The organism is Streptomyces virginiae (assembly GCF_000720455.1).
Classification (GTDB): domain Bacteria; phylum Actinomycetota; class Actinomycetes; order Streptomycetales; family Streptomycetaceae; genus Streptomyces; species Streptomyces virginiae.
The window spans coordinates 26,410-49,833 of record NZ_JOAK01000028.1 but is presented as its reverse complement, the minus strand read 5'-3'; the positions used below and the strand labels follow the sequence as shown (position 1 = coordinate 49,833).

Annotated in this window: 23 protein-coding genes and 1 pseudogene; 7 read left to right on the top strand and 17 right to left on the bottom strand. The window is 73.6% G+C overall.

The window, feature by feature from the left end:
- The first annotated feature begins 273 nt into the window (after positions 1 to 273).
- Together IG86_RS0131265 and IG86_RS0131260 are read left to right on the top strand one after the other, a co-directional pair.
- On the top strand, positions 274 to 1,389 hold the full coding sequence (locus IG86_RS0131265) for a glycosyltransferase family 39 protein (protein ID WP_030901403.1): 1,116 nt from the start codon (positions 274 to 276) through the stop codon (positions 1,387 to 1,389).
- Positions 1,390 to 1,628: 239 nt separating this feature from the next.
- The gene (locus IG86_RS0131260; protein WP_030831131.1) at positions 1,629 to 2,696 is read left to right on the top strand and encodes a phosphatase PAP2 family protein; all 1,068 of its coding nucleotides are present in this window, start codon (positions 1,629 to 1,631) and stop codon (positions 2,694 to 2,696) included.
- 293 nt (positions 2,697 to 2,989) lie between these two features.
- Here IG86_RS0131260 and IG86_RS0131255 read toward each other — a convergent pair whose 3' ends face one another.
- A complete protein-coding gene (locus IG86_RS0131255) occupies positions 2,990 to 3,958 on the bottom strand; it encodes a helix-turn-helix transcriptional regulator (RefSeq protein WP_030831133.1) in 969 nt (322 codons plus the stop codon).
- A gap of 1,329 nt (positions 3,959 to 5,287) precedes the next feature.
- Positions 5,288 to 5,869, bottom strand: a pseudogene (locus IG86_RS44035) (transglycosylase family protein); the annotation flags it as partial.
- A gap of 295 nt (positions 5,870 to 6,164) precedes the next feature.
- Between IG86_RS44035 and IG86_RS0131245 the strand changes: the two are divergent.
- Entirely contained in the window at positions 6,165 to 6,977 is an 813-nt protein-coding gene (locus tag IG86_RS0131245) for a hypothetical protein (RefSeq protein ID WP_030831138.1), read from the top strand.
- A gap of 207 nt (positions 6,978 to 7,184) precedes the next feature.
- The gene (locus IG86_RS0131240) at positions 7,185 to 7,601 is read left to right on the top strand and encodes a hypothetical protein (RefSeq protein ID WP_045937107.1); all 417 of its coding nucleotides are present in this window, start codon (positions 7,185 to 7,187) and stop codon (positions 7,599 to 7,601) included.
- A gap of 13 nt (positions 7,602 to 7,614) precedes the next feature.
- Here the strand turns inward: IG86_RS0131240 and der are convergent, their stop codons facing one another.
- The 5 genes from der to IG86_RS0131215 form a co-directional block, all read right to left on the bottom strand.
- Positions 7,615 to 9,078: a ribosome biogenesis GTPase Der gene (der, locus tag IG86_RS0131235; RefSeq protein WP_030831143.1), complete on the bottom strand. Its 1,464-nt coding sequence runs from the start codon at positions 9,076 to 9,078 to the stop codon at positions 7,615 to 7,617.
- 75 nt (positions 9,079 to 9,153) lie between these two features.
- The gene (locus tag IG86_RS0131230) at positions 9,154 to 9,843 is read right to left on the bottom strand and encodes a lysophospholipid acyltransferase family protein (RefSeq protein WP_030831145.1); all 690 of its coding nucleotides are present in this window, start codon (positions 9,841 to 9,843) and stop codon (positions 9,154 to 9,156) included.
- Complete coding sequence (cmk, locus tag IG86_RS0131225) at positions 9,798 to 10,505, bottom strand: (d)CMP kinase (RefSeq protein ID WP_030831148.1); 708 nt, start codon at positions 10,503 to 10,505, stop codon at positions 9,798 to 9,800. Before cmk ends, IG86_RS0131230 begins: the two co-directional genes overlap by 46 nt.
- A gap of 117 nt (positions 10,506 to 10,622) precedes the next feature.
- Positions 10,623 to 11,711, bottom strand: a complete 1,089-nt coding sequence (locus tag IG86_RS0131220; RefSeq protein WP_030661300.1) for a prephenate dehydrogenase — start codon at positions 11,709 to 11,711, stop codon at positions 10,623 to 10,625.
- 117 nt (positions 11,712 to 11,828) lie between these two features.
- The gene (locus tag IG86_RS0131215; protein WP_385873626.1) at positions 11,829 to 12,347 is read right to left on the bottom strand and encodes a YidB family protein; all 519 of its coding nucleotides are present in this window, start codon (positions 12,345 to 12,347) and stop codon (positions 11,829 to 11,831) included.
- A 59-nt stretch (positions 12,348 to 12,406) separates the two neighbouring features.
- On the opposite strand from IG86_RS0131215, the gene IG86_RS0131210 reads away from it, so the two are divergent.
- From IG86_RS0131210 to IG86_RS0131200, 3 genes are all read left to right on the top strand, one after another.
- The gene (locus tag IG86_RS0131210) at positions 12,407 to 12,748 is read left to right on the top strand and encodes a DUF952 domain-containing protein (protein WP_030901394.1); all 342 of its coding nucleotides are present in this window, start codon (positions 12,407 to 12,409) and stop codon (positions 12,746 to 12,748) included.
- An 82-nt stretch (positions 12,749 to 12,830) separates the two neighbouring features.
- Positions 12,831 to 13,316 (top strand): Rieske (2Fe-2S) protein, encoded by a 486-nt coding sequence (locus IG86_RS0131205; protein ID WP_030901391.1) that lies wholly within the window; start codon positions 12,831 to 12,833, stop codon positions 13,314 to 13,316.
- Positions 13,317 to 13,404: 88 nt separating this feature from the next.
- On the top strand, positions 13,405 to 14,112 hold the full coding sequence (locus tag IG86_RS0131200; protein ID WP_030901389.1) for a nucleotidyltransferase domain-containing protein: 708 nt from the start codon (positions 13,405 to 13,407) through the stop codon (positions 14,110 to 14,112).
- Between the two features lie 6 nt (positions 14,113 to 14,118).
- Here IG86_RS0131200 and IG86_RS0131195 read toward each other — a convergent pair whose 3' ends face one another.
- From IG86_RS0131195 to IG86_RS0131150, 10 genes are all read right to left on the bottom strand, one after another.
- Positions 14,119 to 14,886, bottom strand: a complete 768-nt coding sequence (locus IG86_RS0131195; protein ID WP_030831171.1) for a nucleotidyltransferase domain-containing protein — start codon at positions 14,884 to 14,886, stop codon at positions 14,119 to 14,121.
- Between the two features lie 3 nt (positions 14,887 to 14,889).
- Entirely contained in the window at positions 14,890 to 15,900 is a 1,011-nt protein-coding gene (locus tag IG86_RS0131190) for an ADP-ribosylglycohydrolase family protein (protein WP_030901387.1), read from the bottom strand.
- Complete coding sequence (locus IG86_RS0131185) at positions 15,897 to 16,637, bottom strand: NUDIX hydrolase (protein ID WP_030831175.1); 741 nt, start codon at positions 16,635 to 16,637, stop codon at positions 15,897 to 15,899. The genes IG86_RS0131190 and IG86_RS0131185 overlap by 4 nt, the downstream gene beginning before the upstream one ends.
- Positions 16,634 to 17,713: an AAA family ATPase gene (locus tag IG86_RS0131180; protein ID WP_030831178.1), complete on the bottom strand. Its 1,080-nt coding sequence runs from the start codon at positions 17,711 to 17,713 to the stop codon at positions 16,634 to 16,636. Before IG86_RS0131180 ends, IG86_RS0131185 begins: the two co-directional genes overlap by 4 nt.
- Complete coding sequence (gene pnuC, locus IG86_RS0131175) at positions 17,710 to 18,321, bottom strand: nicotinamide riboside transporter PnuC (RefSeq protein ID WP_037943348.1); 612 nt, start codon at positions 18,319 to 18,321, stop codon at positions 17,710 to 17,712. The genes IG86_RS0131180 and pnuC overlap by 4 nt, the downstream gene beginning before the upstream one ends.
- Before the next feature lie 128 nt (positions 18,322 to 18,449).
- Positions 18,450 to 19,784 carry a pseudouridine synthase gene (locus tag IG86_RS0131170; protein ID WP_030831181.1) on the bottom strand — a complete coding sequence of 445 codons (1,335 nt, stop codon included), beginning with the start codon at positions 19,782 to 19,784 and terminating at the stop codon, positions 18,450 to 18,452.
- On the bottom strand, positions 19,784 to 20,416 hold the full coding sequence (gene scpB / locus IG86_RS0131165) for an SMC-Scp complex subunit ScpB (protein WP_030831184.1): 633 nt from the start codon (positions 20,414 to 20,416) through the stop codon (positions 19,784 to 19,786). The genes IG86_RS0131170 and scpB overlap by 1 nt, the downstream gene beginning before the upstream one ends.
- The gene (locus IG86_RS0131160; RefSeq protein ID WP_030901380.1) at positions 20,413 to 21,444 is read right to left on the bottom strand and encodes a segregation and condensation protein A; all 1,032 of its coding nucleotides are present in this window, start codon (positions 21,442 to 21,444) and stop codon (positions 20,413 to 20,415) included. The genes scpB and IG86_RS0131160 overlap by 4 nt, the downstream gene beginning before the upstream one ends.
- A 359-nt stretch (positions 21,445 to 21,803) precedes the next feature.
- Positions 21,804 to 22,343, bottom strand: a complete 540-nt coding sequence (locus IG86_RS0131155; RefSeq protein ID WP_078906096.1) for a hypothetical protein — start codon at positions 22,341 to 22,343, stop codon at positions 21,804 to 21,806.
- A complete protein-coding gene (locus IG86_RS0131150) occupies positions 22,328 to 23,365 on the bottom strand; it encodes a ParA family protein (RefSeq protein ID WP_225884681.1) in 1,038 nt (345 codons plus the stop codon). Before IG86_RS0131150 ends, IG86_RS0131155 begins: the two co-directional genes overlap by 16 nt.
- Positions 23,366 to 23,424 lie beyond the last annotated feature (59 nt).

Genomic DNA, 23,424 nt, shown 5'->3' with positions numbered 1-23,424 from the left:
CCCAGGTGATCCCTCGCGCTCGGTGGACCAGCGTCTGGTGGAGCCGCGAGGGGTGGTGCGCTGTGCGGCGTCCAACGGGGTCCGGCATCGACACGCGAGTGAACGGTCAGCGTACGCGAGTTCGTGTGCCCGTCACGTGGCCAAGCTCTCATCCCGGCGGCGCCCCCCGTGTGGCGTGTGCCACTCCCCCACCCCGGAATTCTCCCCCGCGTACGCGCCCGCTCACGTTGCGTCGTCCTCGGCGCCGGCCCCGGTCGGGCGCCACCGATAATCATGCCCGTGGAAGATCTTGGATTTCGCCGGGCCGCGCCCGCGCTGGCCGTCTTCGCGGCGGTCCGGCTGCTCGGGCTGACCGTGCTCGCCGTGTGGGGCGCGGCGGCGGGCAGCAGCCCGCACACGCTGCTGTCGGCCCGATGGGACTCGCTCTGGTACGCCCGCATCGCCGCCGAGGGGTACGGCTACGAGATCGTCCTGCCCGACGGGGACGTTCACTCGAACCTGGCGTTCTTCCCGCTCCTGCCGTGGCTGGAACGGGCGGTGTCGGCGGTGACCGGGCTCTCGTACGGCTCGGCGGGCCTGGTGGTGTCGGTGCTCGCCGGGCTCGCGGCGGCATGGGGGATCTTCGCGGTGGCCGACCTGCTCCACGGCCGCCGGACCGGGGTGTTCGCCGTCGCCGTCTGGGCGGCACTGCCCGTCGGGATCGTGCAGTCCATGGCCTACAGCGAGGCGCTGTTCACGGCGCTGGCCGCGTGGGCCCTGTACGGGGCCCTGCGCGGCCGGTGGCTGACGGCGGGCCTGCTCGCCGCCGGGGCCGGGCTGACCCGACCGGTCGGCGCGGCGGTCGTCGCGGCGGTGTGGGTGGCCGCCGTACTGGCCTGGCGGCGCGGGGAGCGGTCGTGGCGCGTGGCGCTCGGGGCGCTCCTGGCTCCGGCGGGCGCGGCCGCGTACGTGCTGTGGGTGGGCGCGCGCACCGGGGGCGGTCTGCTCGGGTACCTGGACGTGCAGGCCGGCTGGGGCAACGGCTTCGACGGCGGCTGGGCCTTCGCCCGCTTCGTCGGGGCGAAGCTGGCCTCGTCCGCCTGGCCGGCCGGGCTGGGGCTGATCGCCGGGGTCGTCCTGGTGCTGTGGCTGTACGGGGCGTGCGTGCGGCAGCGGCAGCCGGCGCCGCTCCTCGTGTACTGCGGGATCGTCGTGGCGCTCGCGCTGTGCGCGTCCGGTTACTTCGGTTCGAAGCCTCGGCTGTTGCTGCCGGCGTTCCCGCTGATGCTGGTGCCGGCGGTGGCGCTCGCCCGGTGGCGGACCCGGCGGGCGGTCCTGGTGCTGGGCGCGGCCGCCCTGGCCTCGGCGGTGTACGGGGCGTTCTGGCTGAACGGCTCGGGCCCTCCGTAGGATCCCCCGAGCGCCGGACCGGATCTCTGCCGGCCCTCCACGGGCAGGGGAATCGACCTGCGGCAATAAAGCCCGAATAAGCGGCCGAAACAATTACCGGACACCGGATCGAGAAGCATCCAACCCCTGCCGGAATGCCGGGAATTAGGGCCCGCGTGAGACCAACTCCACATCACATGGTCATCACAAAGCCCGCGATTCGCCCGGGCTGACCATCGCCGCGCGGTAACGTCGATTGAGTGCGTACCGACCAAATCCTGACCCGTCTGGAGCGGGTGTTCGCCCGGCTGGACCGGGAACCAGAGCGACCGGCTCATCTGCAGACCCCGCAGATGAGCCGGCACCGCGTCGTACTCCTGGGCTCGACCCTCGCGTTCTACCTCGCCATCGTGGTGGCCGTGCTGACCACGTCCTGGCTGGTCCGCCTCGACTGGCAGATCATGTTCTTCCGGCCCTACGAGCAGTGGCCGCAGCTGCACGCCTTCCTCGACTACCTGGTCGTGCTCGGCCAGCGCGGGCCCACCGCGGTCATGGTCGCCGCGTGGCTCGGCTGGCGCTCCTGGCGGCAGCACACCCTCCGCCCGCTGATCACCCTCGGCGTGGCGCTGTTGCTGCTCAACGTCACCGTCGGGTCCGTGAAGCTGGGCCTGGGCCGGCTCGGCCCGCACTACGCCACCGAGATCGGCTCGGCCGAACTCTTCGCGGGCGGCGATATATTCCCTTCCGGCCACACCGCCAACGCCGTCGTGACCTGGGGGATCCTGGCCTACCTGGCCTCCACCGTGGTCACCCGGCGGGTGCTGTCCGTGGTGTCCGCGGTCGTCTCGCTGAGCGTCGGCGCCACCACCGTGTACCTCGGCACGCACTGGGTCAGCGATGTCCTGCTGGGCTGGTCCGCGGGTCTGCTGATCCTGCTGGCCCTCCCCTGGTTCGAGCCGCTCATCGCACGGGCCGAGGCCTACGTCTTCGACCTGCGCGAGATGCTGCGCCGCCGGGCCGAGACCGGGCGGATGCCCGCCCCGGTCGTCTCCGCGCTCACCCCGCTGCTCTCCGCGGGCGGCAAGTGGCAGCTGAGGCCCCTCACGCAGACCCCCGAGGAACCGGCCGCGGTGCCCACCGCGGCCGTGCCGGCCGGCGCCCCCACGGGACACTCCCCGGCGCACCGCCCGGCCGTGCACCCGGCCAACCGGCCCCACCTGATCCGCTCCGAGCGGACCCCGGTCACCCCGGTCGGCAGCCGCCGGCCTCCGCACACCGAGCGGGCCGGCACCAGGGGCACCGCCGCCCGTCCGGTCGCCGGCGGCTGACGTCCACGGCGGGGGCGGTACGCACCACCCACCCCCGCACCGCGAAGGCGGGCCGGGTCATCGACCCGGCCCGCCTTCGGCGTTCGTCAGCGCCGCGCCCGGACGTTCGTCCGTCCCGGGTCACGCTTGTGTCACAGAATATCTACAGTCGCCAATTGCTTTCCCGAGCGCGACACGCCCGGGGTTCGGACGTATTCGAATTTCCGTCGAGAAGCACAGAATTGCCGCGGCGCATTTCCGCGGGCAGCCTGGACCGGACCAGCTGAATCCCCCTCAGGTCCGCTACATTTCCTTCACTTCTCCGGCCCCACGGCCCGCCCCAGCAGATCTCTCAGGTCCCTCATCCGATCGGTGAGCCCGGGCGGCTCGACCACTTCGAACTCACAACCGAGCAGCATGATGTGAATCACCAGAACGTCCAGGTTCACGGCCCCGGTGCGCAGCAGGCAGGTGTGCGCGTCGACCGCTTCCAGGACTCCGTCGCTCGGCCCGATGATCTGCGCCGCCTCCTGCTCGGAGATCTTCAGCCGGACCACCGCGCGGGCGGCGTAGACCCGCTGGGACACGCCTTCGGAGACGTACGCGGCGAGGTCCTCGGCGGGTGGCGGGCGCGGGGTGAAGCGCGGTCCGTGGGGCGGTCTGGGCTCGATCCGGTCCGCGCGGAAGGTGCGCCACGCCTCGCGGTCCAGGTCCCAGGCGACCAGGTACCAGCGCCGCTCCGTGCAGACGAGCCGGTGCGGTTCGACAGTGCGGCGGCTGACGCTGCCGCCGTGGTCGCGGTACCCGAAGCGCAGCCGCTCGGCGTCCCGGCAGACCGCGGCCAGTTCGGTCAGGACCGAGGCGTCCACGGTGGACCGCTGGGCCCCCCGCAGCATCGGCACGGTGAAGTCGTTGAGGGCGGACACCCTGCGGCGCAGGCGCGACGGCAGAACCTGCTCCAGCTTCGCGAGGGCCCGTACGGAGGCCTCCCCGATCCCCTCGACCCCGTTGCCCGCGGCGGTCCGCAGCCCGACGGCGACGGCCACGGCCTCGTCGTCGTCCAGCAGCAGCGGCGGCAGTTCGGCCCCGGCTCCCAGCTGGTAACCGCCACCGGTCCCGGGACTGGCGTTCACCGGGTACCCCAGCTCCCGCAGCCGGTCCACGTCGCGCCGGACCGTCCGGGCGGTGACGCCGAGGCGGTCGGCGAGGTCGGCGCCGGTCCATTCGCGGTGGGCCTGGAGCAGGGACAGCAGGCGCAACAGCCGTGCGGAGGTCTCGAGCATCCCCCGAGTCTGCCAGCGCCCGGCCGCCGTTCCGCCGGGTCCCGACGAAGGGCCGCGGAGCCCCAAGCCTGCGGCTCCGCCCCGCCCACACCCTCCACCTCCGCCCCGAGCCCGATCCCGGCTCCGCCGCAGGCGCGGGCTTCCGGCTCCCCCCCCAGCCCCGAATCGGCACGGCTGCAGGCCAAGGCTTCGGCTCCGCTGCAGGCACGGGCCCGGCTCCGCCGCGAACGCATGCTTCGCCTCCGCCGCAGGCGCGGGCTTCCGGCTGCACCCCAGCCCCGAATCGGCACGGCCGCAGGACACCGACTTGGGCTCAGCCTCCAGCACCCGACTTCGCCACAGGCACGGGGCTCAGGACGGCCGCAGGCTTCGGCTCCGCCGCAGGCGCGGGCTTCCGGCTGCACCCCAGCCCCGAATCGGCACGGCCGCAAGCACCGACTTGGGCTCAGCCTCCAGCACCCGACTTCGCCACAGGCACGGGGCTCAGCACGGCCGCAGGCCTCGGCTCCGCCGCCGACGCGGGGCCCGGCTTCGCCGTGAGCGCAGGCTTCGGTTCCGCCCCAGCGGCGAATCGACACAGCCGCAGGCACCAACTTGGGCTCACCCTTCAGGACCCGGGTTCGCCACCGGCACGGGTTCGGCACGGCCGCAGGCGCGGGGATCGGCACGGCCGCAGGCTTCGACTTCGACGCAGGCATAGGGCATGGCTTCGCCGCAGGCGCGGGCTTCGGCTGCGCCCGGGCGCCGAATCGGCACGGCCGCAGGCCAAGGCTTCGGCTCCGCCGCAGGCCTCGGCTTCGCCGCTTACACGGGACTCGGCTTCGCACCCGGCACGGGGCCCGGCTTCGCCACAGGCGCGGGGCCCGGTTTCGCGCCCGGCACGGGACTCGGCTTCGCCGCAGGCGCGGGGCCCGGTTTCGCGCCCGGCACGGGACTCGGCTTCGCCGCAGGCGCGGGACCCGGCTTCGCGCCCGGCACGGGACTCGGCTTCGCCGCCGGCACGGGGCCCGGCTTCGCGCCCGGCACGGGGCCCGGCTTCGCCGCCGGCACGGGGCCCGGCTTCGCGCCCGGCACGGGCCTCGGCTTCGCCGCAGGCACGGGACCCGGCTTCGCGCCCGGCACGGGACTCGGCTTCGCCGCAGGCGCGGGACCCGGCTTCGCGCCCGGCACGGGACCCGGCTTCGCGCCCGGCACGGGACCCGGCTTCGCGCCCGGCACGGGGCCCGGCTTCGCCGCAGGCGCGGGACCCGGCTTCGCCACAGGCGCAGGCTTCGGCTTCGGGCCCGGCACGGGGCTCGGATTCGCCGACGGCGCGGGGCTCGGCTCTGGGATCAGCAGGAGCGTGCCCACGGCGATCGCTTCCGGCTTGGGGCCGATCGCCTCGCGGTTGGCCTCGTACAGCGCCTGCCACCCGCCCTGCACCCGGCGCTCGCGGGCGATCGTGACCAGCGTGTCCCCGCCCCGTACGGTGTGCATCCGCCCGGCGAGCCCGTACCGCTTCGAGCAGACCGGCCACGCGTTCCACCCCTGCGCCGCGAGGACCTCCTGCGCCACCCTGATCTGCTGCGCGCGGTCCGCCAGGTCGGCCCGCGGCGCGAACGCCAGGCCGCCGTACTCCTCCCACGTCGGCTGCCAGAACTGCAGCCCGCCGTAGAAGCCGTTGCCGGTGTTGACCGCCCACCGCCCGCCGCTCTCGCAGTCGGCCACGCAGTCCCAGGGCCATTCCCCGCCAGGGCCGCAGTCCCCGGGTCCGCTCCCGATCACGCCCGGCGACCCGGGGTGCGCGGCCCCGGCCGGACCCGGCGCGGGCGGCGGCGGTGCCGCCTCCGCCGCCGCCTGGGGTGCTGCGAGCGCCAGTACGACGGCCGCGACGGCGGCGCGGGCGGCCCGGGCGATCCGGAGGTTGGGCATCGGGTCACGCTACGCAGCGCTCCACGGCGGCCCGGGCCCCGCCACGCGGCGGGGCACCGCACCCCACCCGGTCGGCCGACCTCCCCCTCCCCCCGAAACGGCCACACCCGGCCACCAACTGCGCACAACCAGAAAACAGTTGGCACAAAACCGAAGCTCCGGTCGCACGGTTCACCCTTCCGGGCGCCCGGTTCGAATCCGTTCCCTCAAATGGCGTGACCCCGGCCGCCGCTCCCGCGTTGTGCCCGGCGAGCCGGGAGCCTCCCGGACCCGCACCTATGCCGAGGAGCACCCCGTGCCGCGCATGCTCGACGTCAGTGATGAGGTACGTGCCGAGATCGGCGACGAAGAAGCCGACAGGCTGCTCGTCGGCGACGACGCGCCGCGCAGTTACGACTGCACCTCCTGCCGCACCCCGGGCGACCCCGAGAACGACCGCACCAGCACGGTGCTGTTCGTCGGCGAGGAGACCGCCGTCCTCGCCTTCGCCCACGCCACCTGCATCCCCTCGCAGGTCGTCTCCGTCTCCGAGGAGCAGCTCCAGGGCGCGGTCCGCAGCATCACCGGCGACAGCCCGGCCTCCGCGCAGGACACGGGCGCGGCCGCTCCGCAGAACGTGCCCGGCGGACAGGCCGTCCTCGGCATCACCAGCGGCCTCGTGCTGATCGGCGGCGAGCTGCACCCCGCCCTGGTCGTCGAGCCGACCGCGCCCATCGCCCGCCCGGGCAGCGACGGCCCCGGCGACGACTTCCTGCCGCTCCTGATCGAGCAGGGCTTCATCCCGGTGACCGACACGGCCGAACTCCCCACCCTCCTCGGCGGCTGGTCGGTCCTGCTCGCGGCCGGGCAGCTGCACGCCGTGCTCCAGCCCGGCGCCGAGGGCGGCGGCCAGGTCGCCTGGTGGCAGGCGCACCAGGCGCTGTCGGTCACCGACGGCTGGCGGGCCGCCGTCCAGAAGACCCAGCGCGTGCTCATCTACGCCGCCCCGGTCGGCTCCATCGGCCAGCAGCCCCGCGAGGACCTGCTGCGCGACGCGCTGGACAAGGCCGCCGCCGCGGGCAAGCTCGTGGCCGCCGCGATGCCCCTGGCGGGGACGCCCGGCGCCTGATCCCAGCCGGTACCGAACGGCCGCCCGGCCCCCGCGGAGGGGGCCGGGCGGCGTGCGCCGGGGGTGTGCGGTCCGTCCCGCACACCCCCGGCGATGTGTGTTTCCTCCCCCGTCACCCCGCATCCGCAGAGCGCGCGTTTCGTTGGCTGATACGTGCATCCATACGACTCCTCCCGCGCCCCGTCCTATCCGAGCACCGTCCCCGCCATGCGTCCCGTACGGGACCGGGACAGCTCTCCGGCCGTCTCGCACACCCCGATCTACGACACGCTGTACTCGGAGTACCTGCGCGCCTTCCGGGCCCTGCCGGGCGACCGTACGGGCGAGGAGGACCTCGGGTTCACGGCCTTCTCGTACGGGGGCGGCTACACGGTCGGCTCGTACGGCAGCGGCGGCTGGAGCGGTTCGGCGTGGCAGCGGATGGACGGCTGGCAGCCCTCCTACAGCCCGCAGAGCCCGTCCCAGACGCAGTCCCCCTCGCAGGCCCAGTCGCCGTCGCAGCCCCAGACCCAGCCCGCCTACTCGTACGCGGGCAGCCCCGGATACGCCGACGGGCGGCAGCACCAGACCGGGATGACGCACATCCCGGCGGCCCTGCCGCCCGCTCCGCGCCGGGGCTACTGACCCCGGACCGCCGCTACTTCTTCTTCTTGTACTGGGCGCCGCGCTTCTCGCGCACCCGCACCGAGATGTGGATCGGGGTGCCCTCGAAGCCGAACTCCTCGCGCAGGCGGCGCTCGATGAAGCGCCGGTAGCCGTGCTCCAGGAAGCCGGAGGCGAAGAGGACGAACCGCGGCGGCTTGCTCCCCGCCTGGGTACCGAACAGGATGCGGGGCTGCTTGCCGCCGCGGATCGGGTGCGGGTGGGCGGCGACGATCTCACCGAGGAAGGCGTTCAGCCGGCCGGTGGGAACGCGCGTCTCCCAGCCCGCCAGGGCCGTCTCGATCGCCGGGACCAGCTTCTCCATGTGACGGCCGGTGAGCGCCGAGACGTTCACCCGCGGCGCCCAGGAGACCTGCTGCATCTCGGTCTCGATCTCGCGCTCGAGGTAGTAGCGGCGCTCCTCGTCGAGCTCGTCCCACTTGTTGTAGGCGATCACGATCGCGCGGCCGGCCTCGACGGCCATGGTGATGATGCGCTGGTCCTGGACGCTGATGGTCTCGGTGGTGTCGATCAGGATGACCGCCACCTCCGCCTTCTCGACGGCCGCGGCGGTGCGCAGCGAGGCGTAGTAGTCGGCGCCCTGCTGGAGGTGGACCTTCTTGCGGATGCCGGCGGTGTCGACGAACTTCCAGGTGACGCCGCCGAGCTCGATGAGCTCGTCGACCGGGTCGCGGGTGGTGCCGGCCAGCTCGTTGACGACGACCCGGTTCTCCTTCGCGACCTTGTTCAGCAGCGAGGACTTGCCGACGTTCGGGCGGCCGATCAGCGCGATGCGGCGCGGGCCGCCGGGCGCGGCGCCGCCGAAGGTCTGCTCCGGGGCTTCCGGGAGGACGTCGAGGACGGCGTCGAGCATGTCGCCGGTGCCGCGGCCGTGGAGCGAGGAGACGGGGTGCGGCACGCCGAGGCCCAGCGACCACAGGGACGCCGCGTCGGACTCGCCGCTCTGGCCGTCGACCTTGTTGGCGCACAGGACGACGGGCTTCTTGGCCTTGCGGAGCAGCTTGACGACGGCCTCGTCGCTGTCGGTGGCGCCGACCTTGGCGTCGACGACGAAGACGACCGCGTCGGCGGTCTCGATGGCGTACTCGGCCTGGGCGGCGACGGCCGCGTCGATGCCGAGGACGTCCTGCTCCCAGCCGCCGGTGTCGACGACCTTGAAGCGCCGGCCGGCCCACTCGGCCTCGTAGGTGACGCGGTCACGGGTGACGCCGGGCTTGTCCTCGACGACCGCCTCGCGGCGGCCGATGATGCGGTTCACCAGGGTCGACTTGCCGACGTTGGGCCGGCCCACGACGGCGAGGACGGGCAGCGGGCCGTGGCCCGCCTCCTCGATGGCACCTTCGACGTCTTCGAGGTCGAAACCCTCTTCCGCGGCGAGCTCCATGAACTCCGCGTACTCGGCATCGCCAAGTGCTCCGTGGTCGTGCTGGTCGTTCATGAAGTCCGTTCCTCGTCGTTCGTGGTGATCGGTGGTGCCCGCGCAGCGCGGTTCCACTACTAGGTCAAGTCTCGCTCAGCGCCCGGTCAGGCGCTTGGCGTCGGCCAGGTGGGCGGTCAGCCGGTCCTGGATGCGTACGGTGGCCTGGTCCAGCGCGGTACGGGTACGACGGCCACTGCCGTCCCCGGCGTCGAAGGCCGAGCCGAAGACGACGTCGACCCGGCTCTTGAAGGGCGGCAGCCCCGGGATCAGCCTGCCGCGGTCCTCGGCGCTGCCGAGGACGGCGACGGGCACGACGGGCGCGCCGCTGCGGACCGCGAAGTACGCCAGTCCCGCGCGCAGCGAGGCGAAGTCGCCCTCTCCCCTGCGGCCCTCGGGGAATATCCCGAGGGCCCCGCCCTGGTCGAGCACGGCGAGGGCGCGGCCTATCGCCGCCCGGTCGGCGCCGGAGCGGTCGACCTTGACCTGCCCGATGCCGTCCAGGAACGGGCCGAGCGGGCCCACGTACGCTTCCTTCTTGATCAGGAAGTGCAGGGGGCGGGGCGCGGTGCCCATCACCATGGGGCCGTCTATGTTGTGCGTGTGGTTCACGGCGAGGATGACGGGGCCCGAGGCGGGCACCTTCCAGGCGCCCAGTACGCGCGGCTTCCACAGCCCGTACATGAGGCCGATGCCGATGCGCCTGCCGACCGCCGCACCCTTGAGGGAGGGCGTTCGGCTCACGTGCGGACCGCCCGCTTCTCTTCGACGAGCGTCACGACGCACTCGATCACCTGGTCGAGCGTGAGCTCGGTGGTGTCCACCTCGACGGCGTCGTCGGCCTTGGCCAGCGGGGAGGTCTTGCGGCCGGAGTCGGCGGCGTCGCGCTTGATCAGCGCCGCCTTGGTGGCCGCGAGGTCGGCGGCCTCCTTGCCGCGGAGCTCTCCGCTGCGCCGGGCGGCGCGCGCCTCGGCGGAGGCCGTCAGGAACACCTTGAGGTCGGCGTCGGGCAGGACGGTGGTGCCGATGTCCCGGCCCTCGACGACGATCCCGTCCGCGTCCCGGGCCGCCTCGGCGGCGATGGAGCGCTGCAGCTCGGTGATGAGCGTGCGCACCTCGGGGACCGCGCTGACGGCGCTGACCTTGGAGGTGACCTCCTGGGTCCGGATGGGGCCGGCGGCGTCGAGGCCGTCCACGGTGATGGTGGGCGCGGCCGGGTCGGTGCCGGACACGATGGAGGGCTTGCCGGCGGCGACCGCCACGGCCTGCGCGTCGTCGGTGTCGACCCCGTTGGAGATCATCCACCAGGTGATGGCCCGGTACTGGGCACCGGTGTCCAGGTAGCGCAGCCCGAGCTTGGCGGCCACGGCCTTGGAGGTGCTGGACTTGCCCGTGCCGGAGGGACCGTCGATGGCGACGATCACGGCGGACGGAGCGGCGGTTTCCACGGTGCGGGCACCTTCCTGGTTGCGCGTACGTGTCCGGGCGCGGCAAAGCGCCCCTCTCCAAGGTTACCGGGCCCCGGAGGGGCGCATTGCCGATCGGGCCGGGCCCGCGCTCTCCGGCTACTGGCTGCGCAGTGCCCAGCCCCGTTCCCGCAGCTCGGCGGTGAGCCCTGCCACGGACCTCGGCTCCACCATGAGCTGGACCAGACCGGCCTGCTGGCCCGTGGCGTGCTCGATCCGCACGTCCTCGATGTTGACCCCGGCACGGCCCGCGTCGGCGAAGATACGTGCCAGCTCGCCCGGCTGGTCGCTGATGAGCACGGCCACCGTCTCGTAGACCGTGGGCGCCGCTCCGTGCTTGCCCGGGACCCGCACCCGGCCCGCGTTCCCGCGGCGCAGTACGTCCTCGATGCCCGCGGCTCCGCCGCGCCGCTTCTCGACGTCGGCGGACTGGAGGCTGCGCAGCGCGTCCACGGTCTCCTCCAGGTCCGCGGCGATCCCGGCGAGGACGTCGGCGACCGGTCCCGGGTTGGCCGAGAGGATCTCCACCCACATCCGCGGATCCGAGGCCGCGATCCGGGTCACGTCGCGGATGCCCTGCCCGCACAGCCGGACGGCCGTCTCGTCGGCCTCCTCCAGGCGGGCGGCGACCATGCTGGAGACGAGCTGCGGGGTGTGCGAGACGAGCGCCACGGCCCGGTCGTGCGCGTCCGCGTCCATCACCACCGGCACGGCCCGGGACAGGGCGACGAGTTCCAGCGCGAGATTGAGCACCTCGTGGTCGGTGTCCCGGGTCGGGGTGAGCACCCAGGGCCGCCCCTCGAAGAGGTCCGCCGTCGCGGCGAGCGGCCCCGACTGCTCCTTGCCCGCCATCGGGTGCGTGCCGATGTAGGCGGTGGCGTCGACGCCGAGCGCGGCCAGTTCCCGCCGCGGCCCGCCCTTGACGCTGGCCACGTCGACGTAGGCGCGCGCCGCACCGCGTCCTATCAGGTCGGCCAGGGTCGCGGCGACGTGGGCCGGCGGTACGGCGACGATCGCGAGGTCGACCTGCTCCTGCGGGGGCTCGTCGGTGCCGGCCCCGAGGGCGGCGGCCGTGCGGGCCCGGTCGGGGTCGTGGTCGGCGAGGTGCACGGTGATCCCGCGTGCTGTCAGGGCGAGCGCCGCGGAGGTGCCGATCAGTCCGGTTCCGATGACGACGGCGGTTCTCACGGGGCGCTCCACGGGTGCGTGACGACAGGTTCTGACTCAGGGTAGCCAGACGGTACGCCGCGAGGGCCCGGCTGCCCGCCCAGTGGGACGGCGGCCGGGCCCTCGCCCGCGCAACCTTCAGAGCTTCTGCTGCCTGATGATGTCCTCCAGGGAACCGGAGGGGATCTCTCCGCCCGGTGTCAGCTGGTCGACCGCCTCCGGCAGGGCCTGCGCGATCTCGTCCGCGGCCTGCTCCGGGGAGACGCCGGTCTGGGCCGCGACCTTCTGGAGGGTCTCGTCCGGCAGGGCCTCGCTGATCTGCGCGCCGCTGACCGACTGGTTCTGGCCCGTGCCGATCCAGGACTGCGCCTGGTCGGCCAGGCCGGACTTGGTCAGCATGTCCAGGAGGCCGCCGAGCGGGTTGTCGGCGCCGCCGCCCGCCCGTGCTCCGCCGGCGCCGCCGCCCATGAGCGCGCCGAGCAGGGCGCCGAGGATGTTGCCTCCGCCACCGCCGCCACCGCCCTGGCCGCCGCCGCCGAGAAGACCTCCGAGGAGACCGCCGAGGTCGTCACCTGCCATCGTCATGCCTTTCGCAGGAGGGCCGGGTCGCGCGGACAGCGCCGTACCCGGCTTCGAGACACGGACAATGTCGCCCATACCGGATGGGGTCGCCACCTGGCACCCGGGCCCGCTCCCCTTGCGGTAGAACGATCGTCATGATCTTCCACATCGTCCCGCTCGCGGACTGGACCGCCGCGCCCGAGCTGCCGTTCGCCCCGCCCTCGCTGGACTCCGAGGGATTCGTGCACTGTTCGGCGGACCGTGCGACGGCGCTCGGCATCGTCGACTCGCACTACCGCGCGCAGCCGGGAACCCTGCTGGCGGTCGAGCTCGACGAGGACGCGCTGACCGCGGAGGTCCGCCGGGAGGGTGATTCCGGTGGCCGATTCCCACATGTTTTCGGACCGCTGAACCGGGACGCCGTGATCCACGTGTGGGAGGTCGTACGCACACCCGGCACACCTGCCTCACTGACACCGTGGCAGCCGGGCCCGTGAAACGGCGCGGCGGGCTTCACCCGAGGCCCGCCGCAGGCCAGGATGCTGCACGCCGATCCGGCCACAGAGCGAGGAGAGACTGATGAGCGACCCCACGCAAACCGTCCGGCGCAAGGTACTGGTGGCCGGTGCGGCCGCCCTGGCCGGCGGTGCGCTCACCGCCTGCGGCAGCGGAGGCGGCGACGGCGAGAAGACCTCGTCGGGCGAGCCGAACGCCGCCACCCCGCCAGCGGGGTCCGCCCCGGCGGCCACCCCCTCGGCGGGCGGTGCCGGCGGCGGGAAGTCCATCGCGAAGGCGGCGGACGTGCCCGTGGGCGGCGGCAAGGTCCTCAAGGAGGAGAAGCTCGTCGTCACCCAGCCCACGAAGGGCTCCTTCCGCTGCTTCACGGCGGTCTGCCCCCACCAGGGCTGCCTGGTGAACAAGGTGGCGGACGGCACCATCGACTGCCCCTGCCACGGCAGCGAGTTCAAGGACACGGACGGCGCGGTGGTCAAGGGACCGGCCACCAAGGGCCTGGCCGAGAAGAAGATCACGGTCGCGGCGGACGGCAACATCACGCTCGCGTAGCGACACTCCCCCAGAGAGGCGCTCACGGCCCTGCCGGCCCGCGGAAACGGCCCGGCAGGGCGGGAGCGTCCTGGCGTAGGCTCCCGGGATGGACGATCTGACGCTGGTACGGGACCACACGGTCTACCGGTGCGTGGTGGGCTCCCGGGCCTTCGGGCTGGCCACGGAGACCAGCGACACCGACCGGCGTGGTGTCTACCTCGCCCCGACGCCGCTGTTCTGGGGGTTCGCCAAGCCCCCCACGCACGTGGAGGGGCCTCGGGACGAGGAGTTCTCCTGGGAGCTGGAGCGCTTCTGCGAACTCGCCCTGCGCGCCAACCCGAACATCCTGGAGTGCCTGCACTCACCCCTGGTGGAGCACGTCGGTCCGGTCGGCGCGGAGCTGCTCTCGCTGCGCGCGGCCTTCCTCTCCCGCCGCGCCCACACCAGCTTCAGCCGGTACGCGGCCTCCCAGCACGGCAAACTCCTCGCGGACGTCCGCGTCCACGGCGCGCCGCGCTGGAAGCACGCCATGCACCTGCTGCGCCTGCTGCTGTCCTGCCGCGACCTGCTGCGCACCGGCACTCTGACCATCGACGCGGGCCCGTACCGCGACCGCCTCCTCGCGGTGCGCCGCGGGGAGCTCACCTGGGACGAGGTCGACGCCTGGATGACGGGCCTGCAGGAGGAGACGGACAAGGCCCTGGCCGGCACCCCCCTGCCGGAGGAACCGGACCGGGCCCGGGTGGAGGACTTCCTCGTCCGCGCCCGGCGCGCGTCAGCCGCGTCAGCCGCGTCAGCCGCGTCAGCCGCGTAGGTCGTGTCAGCCGCGTAGGCCCCCCGGGGCCCGCCGCCGGACGACGAAGGCGTCCAGCGCGTCGTACGCCGACCCGTGCTCGGGCAGCGCGGTGGCCGCCTGCGCGGTGTCCAGCACGGCGTGCAGCGCCTCGAAGTCCTTCCGGACCGCGGCGACGGGCGGGCCCTCGTAGCCCCCGTGCTCGGCGGCCGTCTTCGCCTCGATCAGGGCGGCGAGGTACGGCGGCGCCTCCGGCACCTCGGTCAGCAGGGTCGGCAGGTGCGCCTGCACCTCGGCCGACCGCATCAGGTGGATGCCGGTGAGCAGCGCCCGGAAGGCGTAGAGGAGCGGCTTGAGTTCGGCGGCCTTCTCGAACAGCCGCCACTGGGTGTTCGCGAACCCCCGGTAGTGGTGGGCGTGGTGGGAGGTCAGGACGCCCGGCGCCAGGGCGACCAGTTCCTCGTGCGCCGGCGTCGTGTGGACGACGAGCGGGGAGAGCAGCTGCTCCAGTACGTAGCCGTTGCGGTTGAGCATCAGGCGGACGAACTTGCGCAGGTCGTGCGTGACGAGGTCCATCTCCACGTCGTCCCGGTCCCACATGCGGGTGCGGGTCTCCTCCGGCTCGCGCAGGCCCAGGAGGTCCTCGACCGGCAGCAGGTGCGCCCCTCGCAGGTCGATGTCGGAGTCCCGCGACGGGAAGCCGTACAGGTGGGCTCCCGAGACGGTGGCGAAGAGCAGCGGGTCGGGCTGCTCGGCCACGACGGGGGTCAGGTCGATACTCAGGGCGTCCAGCATGGATCAAGCATCCCAGAGGGCGCCGAAGGCCAGGAGTTCGTCCCGGTACTCGATGCGGCCCTCCCATTCGCGCGGCCAGACGTCCGCTCCGAGGTGGGCTCCGGCGAAGGCGCCGGCGAGGCAGGCGATGGAGTCGGAGTCGCCCTTCGTGCAGGCGGCGCGGCGCAGCGCCGTCAGGGGTTCCTCGGGGAAGAGCAGGAAGCACTGCAGGGCGGTGGCGAGGGCCTCCTCGGCGATCCAGCCGTCGCCGGTGGTCAGGCAGGGGTCGGTCTCCGGGGACGGGGAGCGCAGGGCGGCCGCGAGCCGGTCCAGCACCGCCAGGCACTCGTCCCAGCCGCGCGCGATGAAGGACTCCGCGGTGGCGTCGGAGGCGGTCCGCATCCAGAGGTCGCCCAGCCAGCGCTCGTGGTAGCGGGTGCGGTTCTCCAGGGCGTACGAGCGCAGCCGCCCGACGAGGCCGGTGACCTCGGTGCCGGAGGCCAGCAGGTGCACCGCCCGTGCGGTCAGGTCGGAGGCGGCGAGCGCCGTGGCGTGGCCGTGGGTGAGGGCGGACTGGAGCTGGGCCGCTCCGGCCCGTTCCTCGTCGGTCCAGCCGGGGACGAGCCCGACGGGGGCCACCCGCATGTTCGCCCCGCAGCCCTTGGAGCCGGTCTGGCTGGCGTCGTGCCAGTCGCGCTGCGGGTCGTTCAGCAGGGCGCAGGCCCGCAGGCAGGTGTTGCCGGGCGCCCGGTTGTTCTCCGGGGAGTGGTACCAGTCGACGAACTCCTCCCGGACCGGGCGGGTCAGACGCAGCGGGCCCACCCTGCCGCGGTCGGTCGCGGTCCGTATGCCGCGCGCCAGGGCGAGCGTCATCTGGGTGTCGTCCGTGACGATCGCCGGGCGGGGCAGGCGCATCTCGCGCCACGGGCCCGTCTTGGCGAGGATCGCGGGAACGTCGTTGAACTCGGTCGGGAAGCCCAGGGCGTCGCCGAGGGCCAGGCCGACCAGCGCGCCGGTCGCGGCTCGCTTCGTCATCGGGTGGGTCCTTCCGGTCGGAGCAGGGGTGGGTGGAGGGCGGTCGCCGGGCCGGCCCGGTAGAGGGCGGCCGGTTTGCCGCGGCCTCCGGTGAGCCGGGCGGCGCCCGGTACGGCCTCGACGAACCCGGGCGTCGTGAGGACCTTGCGGCGGAAGTTGGGGCGGTCGAGGACGGTGTCCCAGACGGTCTCGTAGACGGCCAGGAGCTCGCCGAGCGTGAACTCGGGCGGGCAGAAGGCGGTGGCCAGGCAGGTGTACTCCAGCTTCGAGCGGATCCGTACCCGTGCGTCGGCCAGGATCGCCGCGTGGTCGAAGGCCAGGTCCGGGGCCTGCCCCAGGGGCAGCCAGCGGGCCTGGGCCGCGTCCCCGCCGCCTTCCGCCGCCGGTTCCGGCAGGTCCGGGACGAGGGCGGTGAAGGCCACCGAGACGACCCGCATCCGGGGATCGCGGTCCGGCTCGCTGTAGGTGCGCAGCTGCTCCAGGTGCAGGTCGGCCACGACCTGCTGCGGCAGGCCGGTCTCCTCGGCCAGTTCGCGCCGGGCGGCCGTCTCTGCGGACTCCCTGGGCAGGACGAACCCGCCGGGCAGCGCCCAGGCGCCCGCGAACGGCTCCTGGCCGCGCCGGATCAGCAGCACGTGCAGGGCGCCGCCGCGCACGGTGAACACGGCGAGGTCGACGGTCACCGCGAACGGCTCGAAGGCGTACGGGTCATAGCCCGGCTCCGGCGCGCCGCTCATCGGTTCTCCGGGAGCGGGTCGGCGAACCGCCAGCCTTCGGCGAGCAGTTCGTCCACGGCCGCCACGGCCGTGGCCAGCCGCTCCCGCCGGTCCCCGCGCAGGGACAGGAAGCGCCGTCCGGTCGCCTCCAGCTCCTCGCGGAACCGCCGGGTCATCCAGGGTCTGAGCTGGGGGCCGTCGCGCAGTCCGTCGTCCTCGAAGGGCACGTCGGCGTCCTCGGTCAGCAGGTAGAGGTCCCGGTGGGTGCGGGAGGCGATCCGCTCGACCTCGGCGTTGCGGCCGCCCATGTACCGCTCGTGCCAGATGCCGGTGGCGAAGGAGTCGGTGTCGCAGATCAGCACCGGGGAGCCCTGGCGGGCGGCCCGCTCCTCCTCCGCGTCCTGGCGGCGGGCGATCAGCGGGAACTCCTCCGAGGTGAAGGTGACGTCCGCCCACGTGGCGCCCGGGTCGGCGGCCCTGGCCGCGGCGAGCTTGTCCTCGCTGTGGCGGCGTCCGTACTCGGCGACCCAGCCGGTCGCCGACCAGACCCCGCCGCGCGCCCGCAGGTGCGCGGCCAGGTCCCGGGACAGCGTCGTCGTCCCGGTGGACTCGGCGCCGAGTACGACGACGCGGCGTGCGAGGCGGGCCCGTACGGCGGGTCCCAGGAAGTCCCAGCAGGCGGCGGGGTCGGCCCGGACGGCCGTCCCGGACACCGGGAAGAGGGTCCGCGCGGGGTCCACGCAGACCTCCTCGGCGCCGAACCTGCGGGCGAGTTCGGTCCCGTACTCCTCCGAGGTGAAGACGGCGTCGACGGGCCGGCCGACCGCGGCCCGGAAGATCGCCATGTGGGCCTCCCAGACCGCCGGATCGTGCAGGTCGACGGGGATGTCGTCGACGGCTCCGACGACGTCCGCGTCCGGGTGGGCCTCGCGCATCCAGGCGACGCGGTCGGCGAGCGGCACGGACTCCACGGAGGCCGCGCAGACCAGGACGGTCAGCCGCTCGCAGCGGTCCTGGGCGGTGCGCACCAGGTGGTGGTGGCCGGCGTGCGGCGGGTAGAACTTGCCGAGCACCAGCCCGTGGCCGAAGCGCCTCATGCCGTCGCCTCCACGGCCGCCGCGGGGGCGGTGCGCTCCGGGAGCGACCTCCGCCAGCCGAGCAGGCCCACGACGCACAGCGCGAGGAAGCCGACGTAGAGCAGGGCGGTGAGGTGGAGCCCCTTGTAGACGTACAGGGGGACGTAGACGAGGTCCGCGGCGATCCACAGCCACCAGGACTCGACGAGCTTGCGGCACTGGCCGTAGGTCGCCGCGAGGGAGAGCACGGTCGTGGCCGCGTCCCAGAAGGGGACGGTGGAGTCGGTGGCCCGGGCGAGGAGCAGGGTCAGGCCGAGCGTCGCCACCGCCCCGGCGGCGGCCAGCCAGGCCCATTCGGTGCGCGTGGTGCGGCGCACCGGCAGGGCTTGGGCGGTTCCTGGTCCACCCCCGTGGGTCCAGGACCACCAGCCGTACGCGGCCAGGGCGATGAAGACGATCTGGAGCCCGGCGTCGGCGTACAGGCCGGCCTGGGCGAAGAGCACGATGAAGAAGACGTTGTTGGCGATCCCGATCGGCCAGTTGGCGATGTGCTGACGGGCCACCAGCCAGACGCACAGGGCGCCCGTGGCGAAGCCGAGCACCTCGGTCCAGCTCAAGGTCCAGTTCATGCCGAGCCCCACTTCCTTTAATAGTCACTGTGACTATAAACAGGGGTGCGGGGCCGGGGCAAGGGAAAAGCCCGCAGTGCCGTGGGCACTGCGGGCTCTTCCGGTGGAGCGGGGTCCTGCGGGCGGTCCTACAGACCGACCTCGCGCATCAGCATGCCGACCTCGGTGTTGGTCAGGCGGCGCAGCCAGCCGGACTTCTGGTCGCCCAGCTCGATGGGACCGAAGGAGGTCCGCACGAGCTTGTCGACGGGGAAGCCCGCCTCGGACAGCATGCGGCGGACGATGTGCTTGCGGCCCTCGTGGAGGGTCACCTCGACCATGTAGTTCTTGCCGACCTGGTCCAGGACGCGGAAGTTGTCGGCGCGCGCCCAGCCGTCCTCGAGCTCGATGCCGTCCTTGAGCCGCTTGCCGATGTCACGCGGCAGCGAGCCGGTGATGGCGGCGACGTAGGTCTTCTTCACGCCGTACTTCGGGTGCGTGAGGCGGTGGGCCAGCTCGCCGTGGTTGGTGAGCAGGATGATGCCCTCGGTCTCGGTGTCCAGCCGGCCGACGTGGAACAGGCGCGTCTCGCGGTTGGTGACGTAGTCGCCGAGGCACTGGCGGCCGTCGGGGTCCTCCATGGTGGAGACGACACCGGCCGGCTTGTTCAGCGCGAAGAACAGGTACGACTGGGTGGCGACGGTCAGACCGTCCACCTTGATCTCGTCCTTCGGCTGGACGCGCTTGCCCTGCTCGGTGACGATCTCGCCGTTGACCTCGACGCGGGCCTGCTCGATGAGCTCCTCACAGGCGCGGCGCGAGCCCATGCCGGCGCGGGCGAGGACCTTCTGCAGACGCTCGCCCTCCTGCTCGGCGCCCGGGAAGGTCTTCGGGGTCCGGATCACGGGCTTGTCGGCGTACCGGTCGCGCACGCGCTCCTCGATGCGCGCGTCCAGCTCGCGCGGGCGGGACTGGCCGCTACGGCTGCCCGGGCCGCTGCGCGGGCCGCCGGCGCCGCCGATGCCGGGGGTCCGGGAGGTCCGGGGACCGCCCTTGGCGCCACCGCGCGCCGCGGCGCCGCGGGCACCGCCGCCGCCCGCCTTGGGGCCGCTGCGTCCGCTGCGCTCGCCCTCGGGGCCGACGTCGTAGCGGCGCTCCTCCGGGCGGGGGTTGCGGATGCGGGGGGCCGGCTGGTCGCGGTCGCGCGAGTCCGAGCCGCCGCCCTGGTAGCCACCGCCGCCCTGGTAGCCGCCGCGGGAGCCGCTGCCACCGCCGGAGCTGCCACCGCGGTAGCCGCCGGAGGAGGAGCCGCCACGGGACCCGCCGGACCCGCCGGAGCTGCCGCCGCGGCTGCCACCGCCGGAGCCGCTCCCGCGGTAGCCACCGCCGCCGCTGGAGGAGCCGCCGCGGGAGTTACCGCGCCCGCCGCCGCCACCGCCGCCGCTGTTCCTGTTGCCACCGTTGCCGTTGCCGCTGCTTCGCATCAAAGTTCCGTCGTCTTGTCGTCTTCATCGGTGTCCGGTGCGTCCGGATCGAACGACGGCACACCTTCTTGCGTCTCGGCTTCGATCGCGTCCGCCTCGGGGAGGAAGGGCGCGAGCTCCGGGAGCTCGTCCAGGCCGCGCAGGCCCATCCGCTCCAGAAAGTAGTTCGTCGTCCTGTATAGGATCGCACCTGTTTCGGGTTCCGTCCCCGCCTCCTCCACCAGACCGCGCTGGAGGAGGGTCCGCATGACCCCGTCACAGTTGACTCCGCGCACGGCGGACACCCGCGAGCGGCTCACCGGCTGGCGGTACGCGACGACCGCCAGGGTCTCCAGCGCCGCCTGGGTGAGCCGGGCCTGCTGGCCGTCCAGGACGAAGCCCTCGACGGCCGGGGCGTACTCCGCCCGGGTGTAGAACCGCCATCCGCCCGCGACGAGCCGCAGCTCGAAGCCCCTGCGGGCGGCCGTGTACTCGTCGGCGAGCTCCCGCAGCGCGTCCGCGACCTCGCGCGGGGTGCGCTCCAGCACCTTGGCCAGGTGCGCCTCGGTCGCGGGCTCGTCGACGACCATGAGGACGGCCTCCAGGGCCGGCTTCAGTTCCAGCGCGGCCACCGCGCTGACGTCGCTGCTCAATCCTTCACCTCCACGATCTGGTCGAACTCGTCGGTCACGGTCGGCATGCCGTCGCCCTCCCCGCCGCTCCAGCGCACCGTGAGGGTCCGCAGGGCCTCCTCCTGGTCGAGGACGACCGCCTTCTCCCGGTAGAGCTCCAGGAGGGCCAGGAAGCGCGCCACGACGGTGAGGGTGTCCTCGGCGTCCTCGGTGAGCTCCTGGAAGGTGGCCTCCCCGCGCGCCTTCAGCATCCGCACCACCAGCCCGGCCTGCTCGCGCACGCTGACGAGGGGCGCGTGGATGTGGTCCACGTACACCTGGGGCTTGGCCTTGGGCTGCATGGCCTTGACCGCGAGCCGGGCGAACCCTTCGGCGCCGATGCTGATGACGACGTCCGGCAGCAGGTCCGCGTGGTGCGGCTCCAGCCCCACCGTCCGGGGGTAGCGCCTGCCCTCGCTCTCCGCGCGGCGCTCGAAGATGTCGGCGATCTGCTTGTACGCGCGGTACTGCAGCAGGCGCGCGAAGAGCAGGTCCCGGGCCTCCAGGAGGGCGAGGTCGGCCTCGTCCTCGACCTCGGCGACCGGCAGCAGCCGGGCGGCCTTCAGGTCGAGCAGGGTCGCGGCGACGACGAGGAACTCGGTGGTCTGGTCGAGGTCCCAGTCGGGACCCATGGCCCGGATGTACGCCATGAACTCGTCGGTGACCTTGGACAGCGCGACCTCGGTGACGTCGAGCTTGTGCCGTGAGATCAGCTGGAGCAGCAGGTCGAACGGCCCCTCGAAGTTGTCGAGCCGCAGCGTGAACCGGCCGTCGCCCGCGGCGGTGCCGGCCGCAGCGCCCTCCGCGGGCCCCGCCGCGGGCTCCCGCGGCCCCTCTGCGGACTCCGCCGCGTCCGGGGTCCCGGCGGCTCCGCCGGGCGGACCGTCGATCGCCTCGGCCGGCTCCGGCTCCGGCGCGGCCGGAGCGGGGGCCGGGGCCCCGGCGGCCGCTCCCGGGCCGCGCCCCAGGCTCCGGCGGGCCGGGCGGGCGGCGTCGTGGTGGGGGGGCATGGCGGTCCAGGTGGGTACGGAAGAAACGGCAGGTCGGCCACAGGAAGCCTAGGCCCTGCCCGAACGATTCCCCGCCCGGCGGGCCGGGACCGCGCGACCGCCGCCCGCGACGAGCAGCGCCCCGGGGAACGATCGGCCCCGCCGGCGGCGCCCCCACAGGTGCTTCGGCTGCGGGGGACGTCGCCGCGAGCGGCGGGGCAGGAAGCCCGGGAAGCCCCGCACACGGCGAGAGGCCGCCGACGGCAGGTCGGCGGCCTCTCGGCAAACGTCAGGCGCGGGGGCGCAACCGCCACCCGCGCTGCGGGGCCCGGTCCCGGCTGAGCGGCGCCGCAGGCGGCCGGCAGGGGGCCGGCAGGGGGTCAGCGGCCGCGGAGGCGGCGGACCAGGATGCTGGCGTCGCCGCGGGACTCCAGGTCGGCGAGGACGACCGCCACCGCCTCGCGGACGATGCGGCCGCGGTCGACGGCCAGGCCGTGTTCGCCGCGCAGCACCAGCCGCGCGTGCTCCAGGTCCATCAGCTCCTCGGCGGAGACGTAGACCGTGATCTTCTCGTCGTGCCGTTCACGACCGCTGGGCCGCCGGTTCGCACCGCGGCCCTGGCCCTTGCCCCGCCGGGTCGCCCCGGCCGGGGCGGAAGCCGCCCCGGCGGTCGGCCCGACCGGACTGACAGAACCTTCCTGCGGTCGCCGCGGCTGCCCCACCACGGGCCCGCCCGCGTCCGTACCGGCCTCAGCCTCCCGGCTGCGGCCCTCTCCCGCCGTGCCCCCGGCCGGAGCGGCCGAGTGTTCCGCGGCGGGCGCCTCGTCGGCCCCGCGGCGCGGCGAGGACGACTGGAGCGCCATCCCACCGGTCGTACGGAACAGTTCGTCGGCTCCGGGCAGACTCACTCGGCGTGACACCGGGCGAGCACCTCCCTGGCGAGCTGGCGGTAGGCGGCGGCGCCGACGGAGTTGGACGCGTACGTCGTGATCGGCTCGCCGGCGACCGTGGTCTCCGGGAAGCGCACCGTCCGGCCGATGACCGTGTGGTAGACGTGGTCGTCGAAGGCCTCGACGACGCGCGCCAGCACCTCACGGCTGTGCACCGTACGGGAGTCGTACATGGTGGCGAGGATGCCGTCGAGCTCCAGCTCGGGGTTGAGCCGCTCCTGCACCTTCTCGATGGTCTCGGTCAGCAGCGCCACGCCGCGCAGCGCGAAGAACTCGCACTCCAGCGGGACGATGACCTTGTGAGCCGCCGTCAGGGCGTTCACGGTCAGCAGACCGAGCGAGGGCTGACAGTCGATCACGATGTAGTCGTAGTCGGCCATCAGGGGCTTCAGGGCCCGCTGCAGGGTGGACTCGCGCGCGACCTCGCTGACCAACTGCACTTCCGCAGCGGACAGGTCGATGTTGCTCGGCAGCAGGTCCATGTTGGGGACCGCCGTCTTGAGCAGCACCTCGTCGGCCGACATGCCCCGCTCCATGAGCAGGTTGTAGACCGTCAGGTCGAGTTCCATCGGGTTCACGCCGAGACCCACGGACAGCGCGCCCTGCGGGTCGAAGTCGACGAGCAGCACGCGGCGCCCGTACTCGGCGAGCGCGGCACCCAGGTTGATGGTCGACGTGGTCTTGCCCACGCCGCCCTTCTGGTTGCACATCGCGATGATCTTCGCCGGACCGTGGTCGGTCAGCGGACCCGGGATGGGGAAGTACGGGAGCGGGCGTCCGGTCGGGCCGATCCGCTCACGGCGCTGGCGGGCAGCGTCGGGGGCGAGGGTGGCCGCGTACTCGGGGTCCGGTTCGTACTCCGCGTCGGGGTCGTAGAAGTGCCCCTCGGGCACATTGTCGTAGTCGGCGAATCCCGTGGGCGTATCGCCGCTCAGGTCGCCGGCCCTGGAGTTCACGTCTAGGCCGTCCATGCTCTTTTGGGGCGTCGTCATGTGCTGGTGGTTTGCGAAGGTGCGTACTGCGACGGAGCCGACAGCTTCGAGCCCGGCAG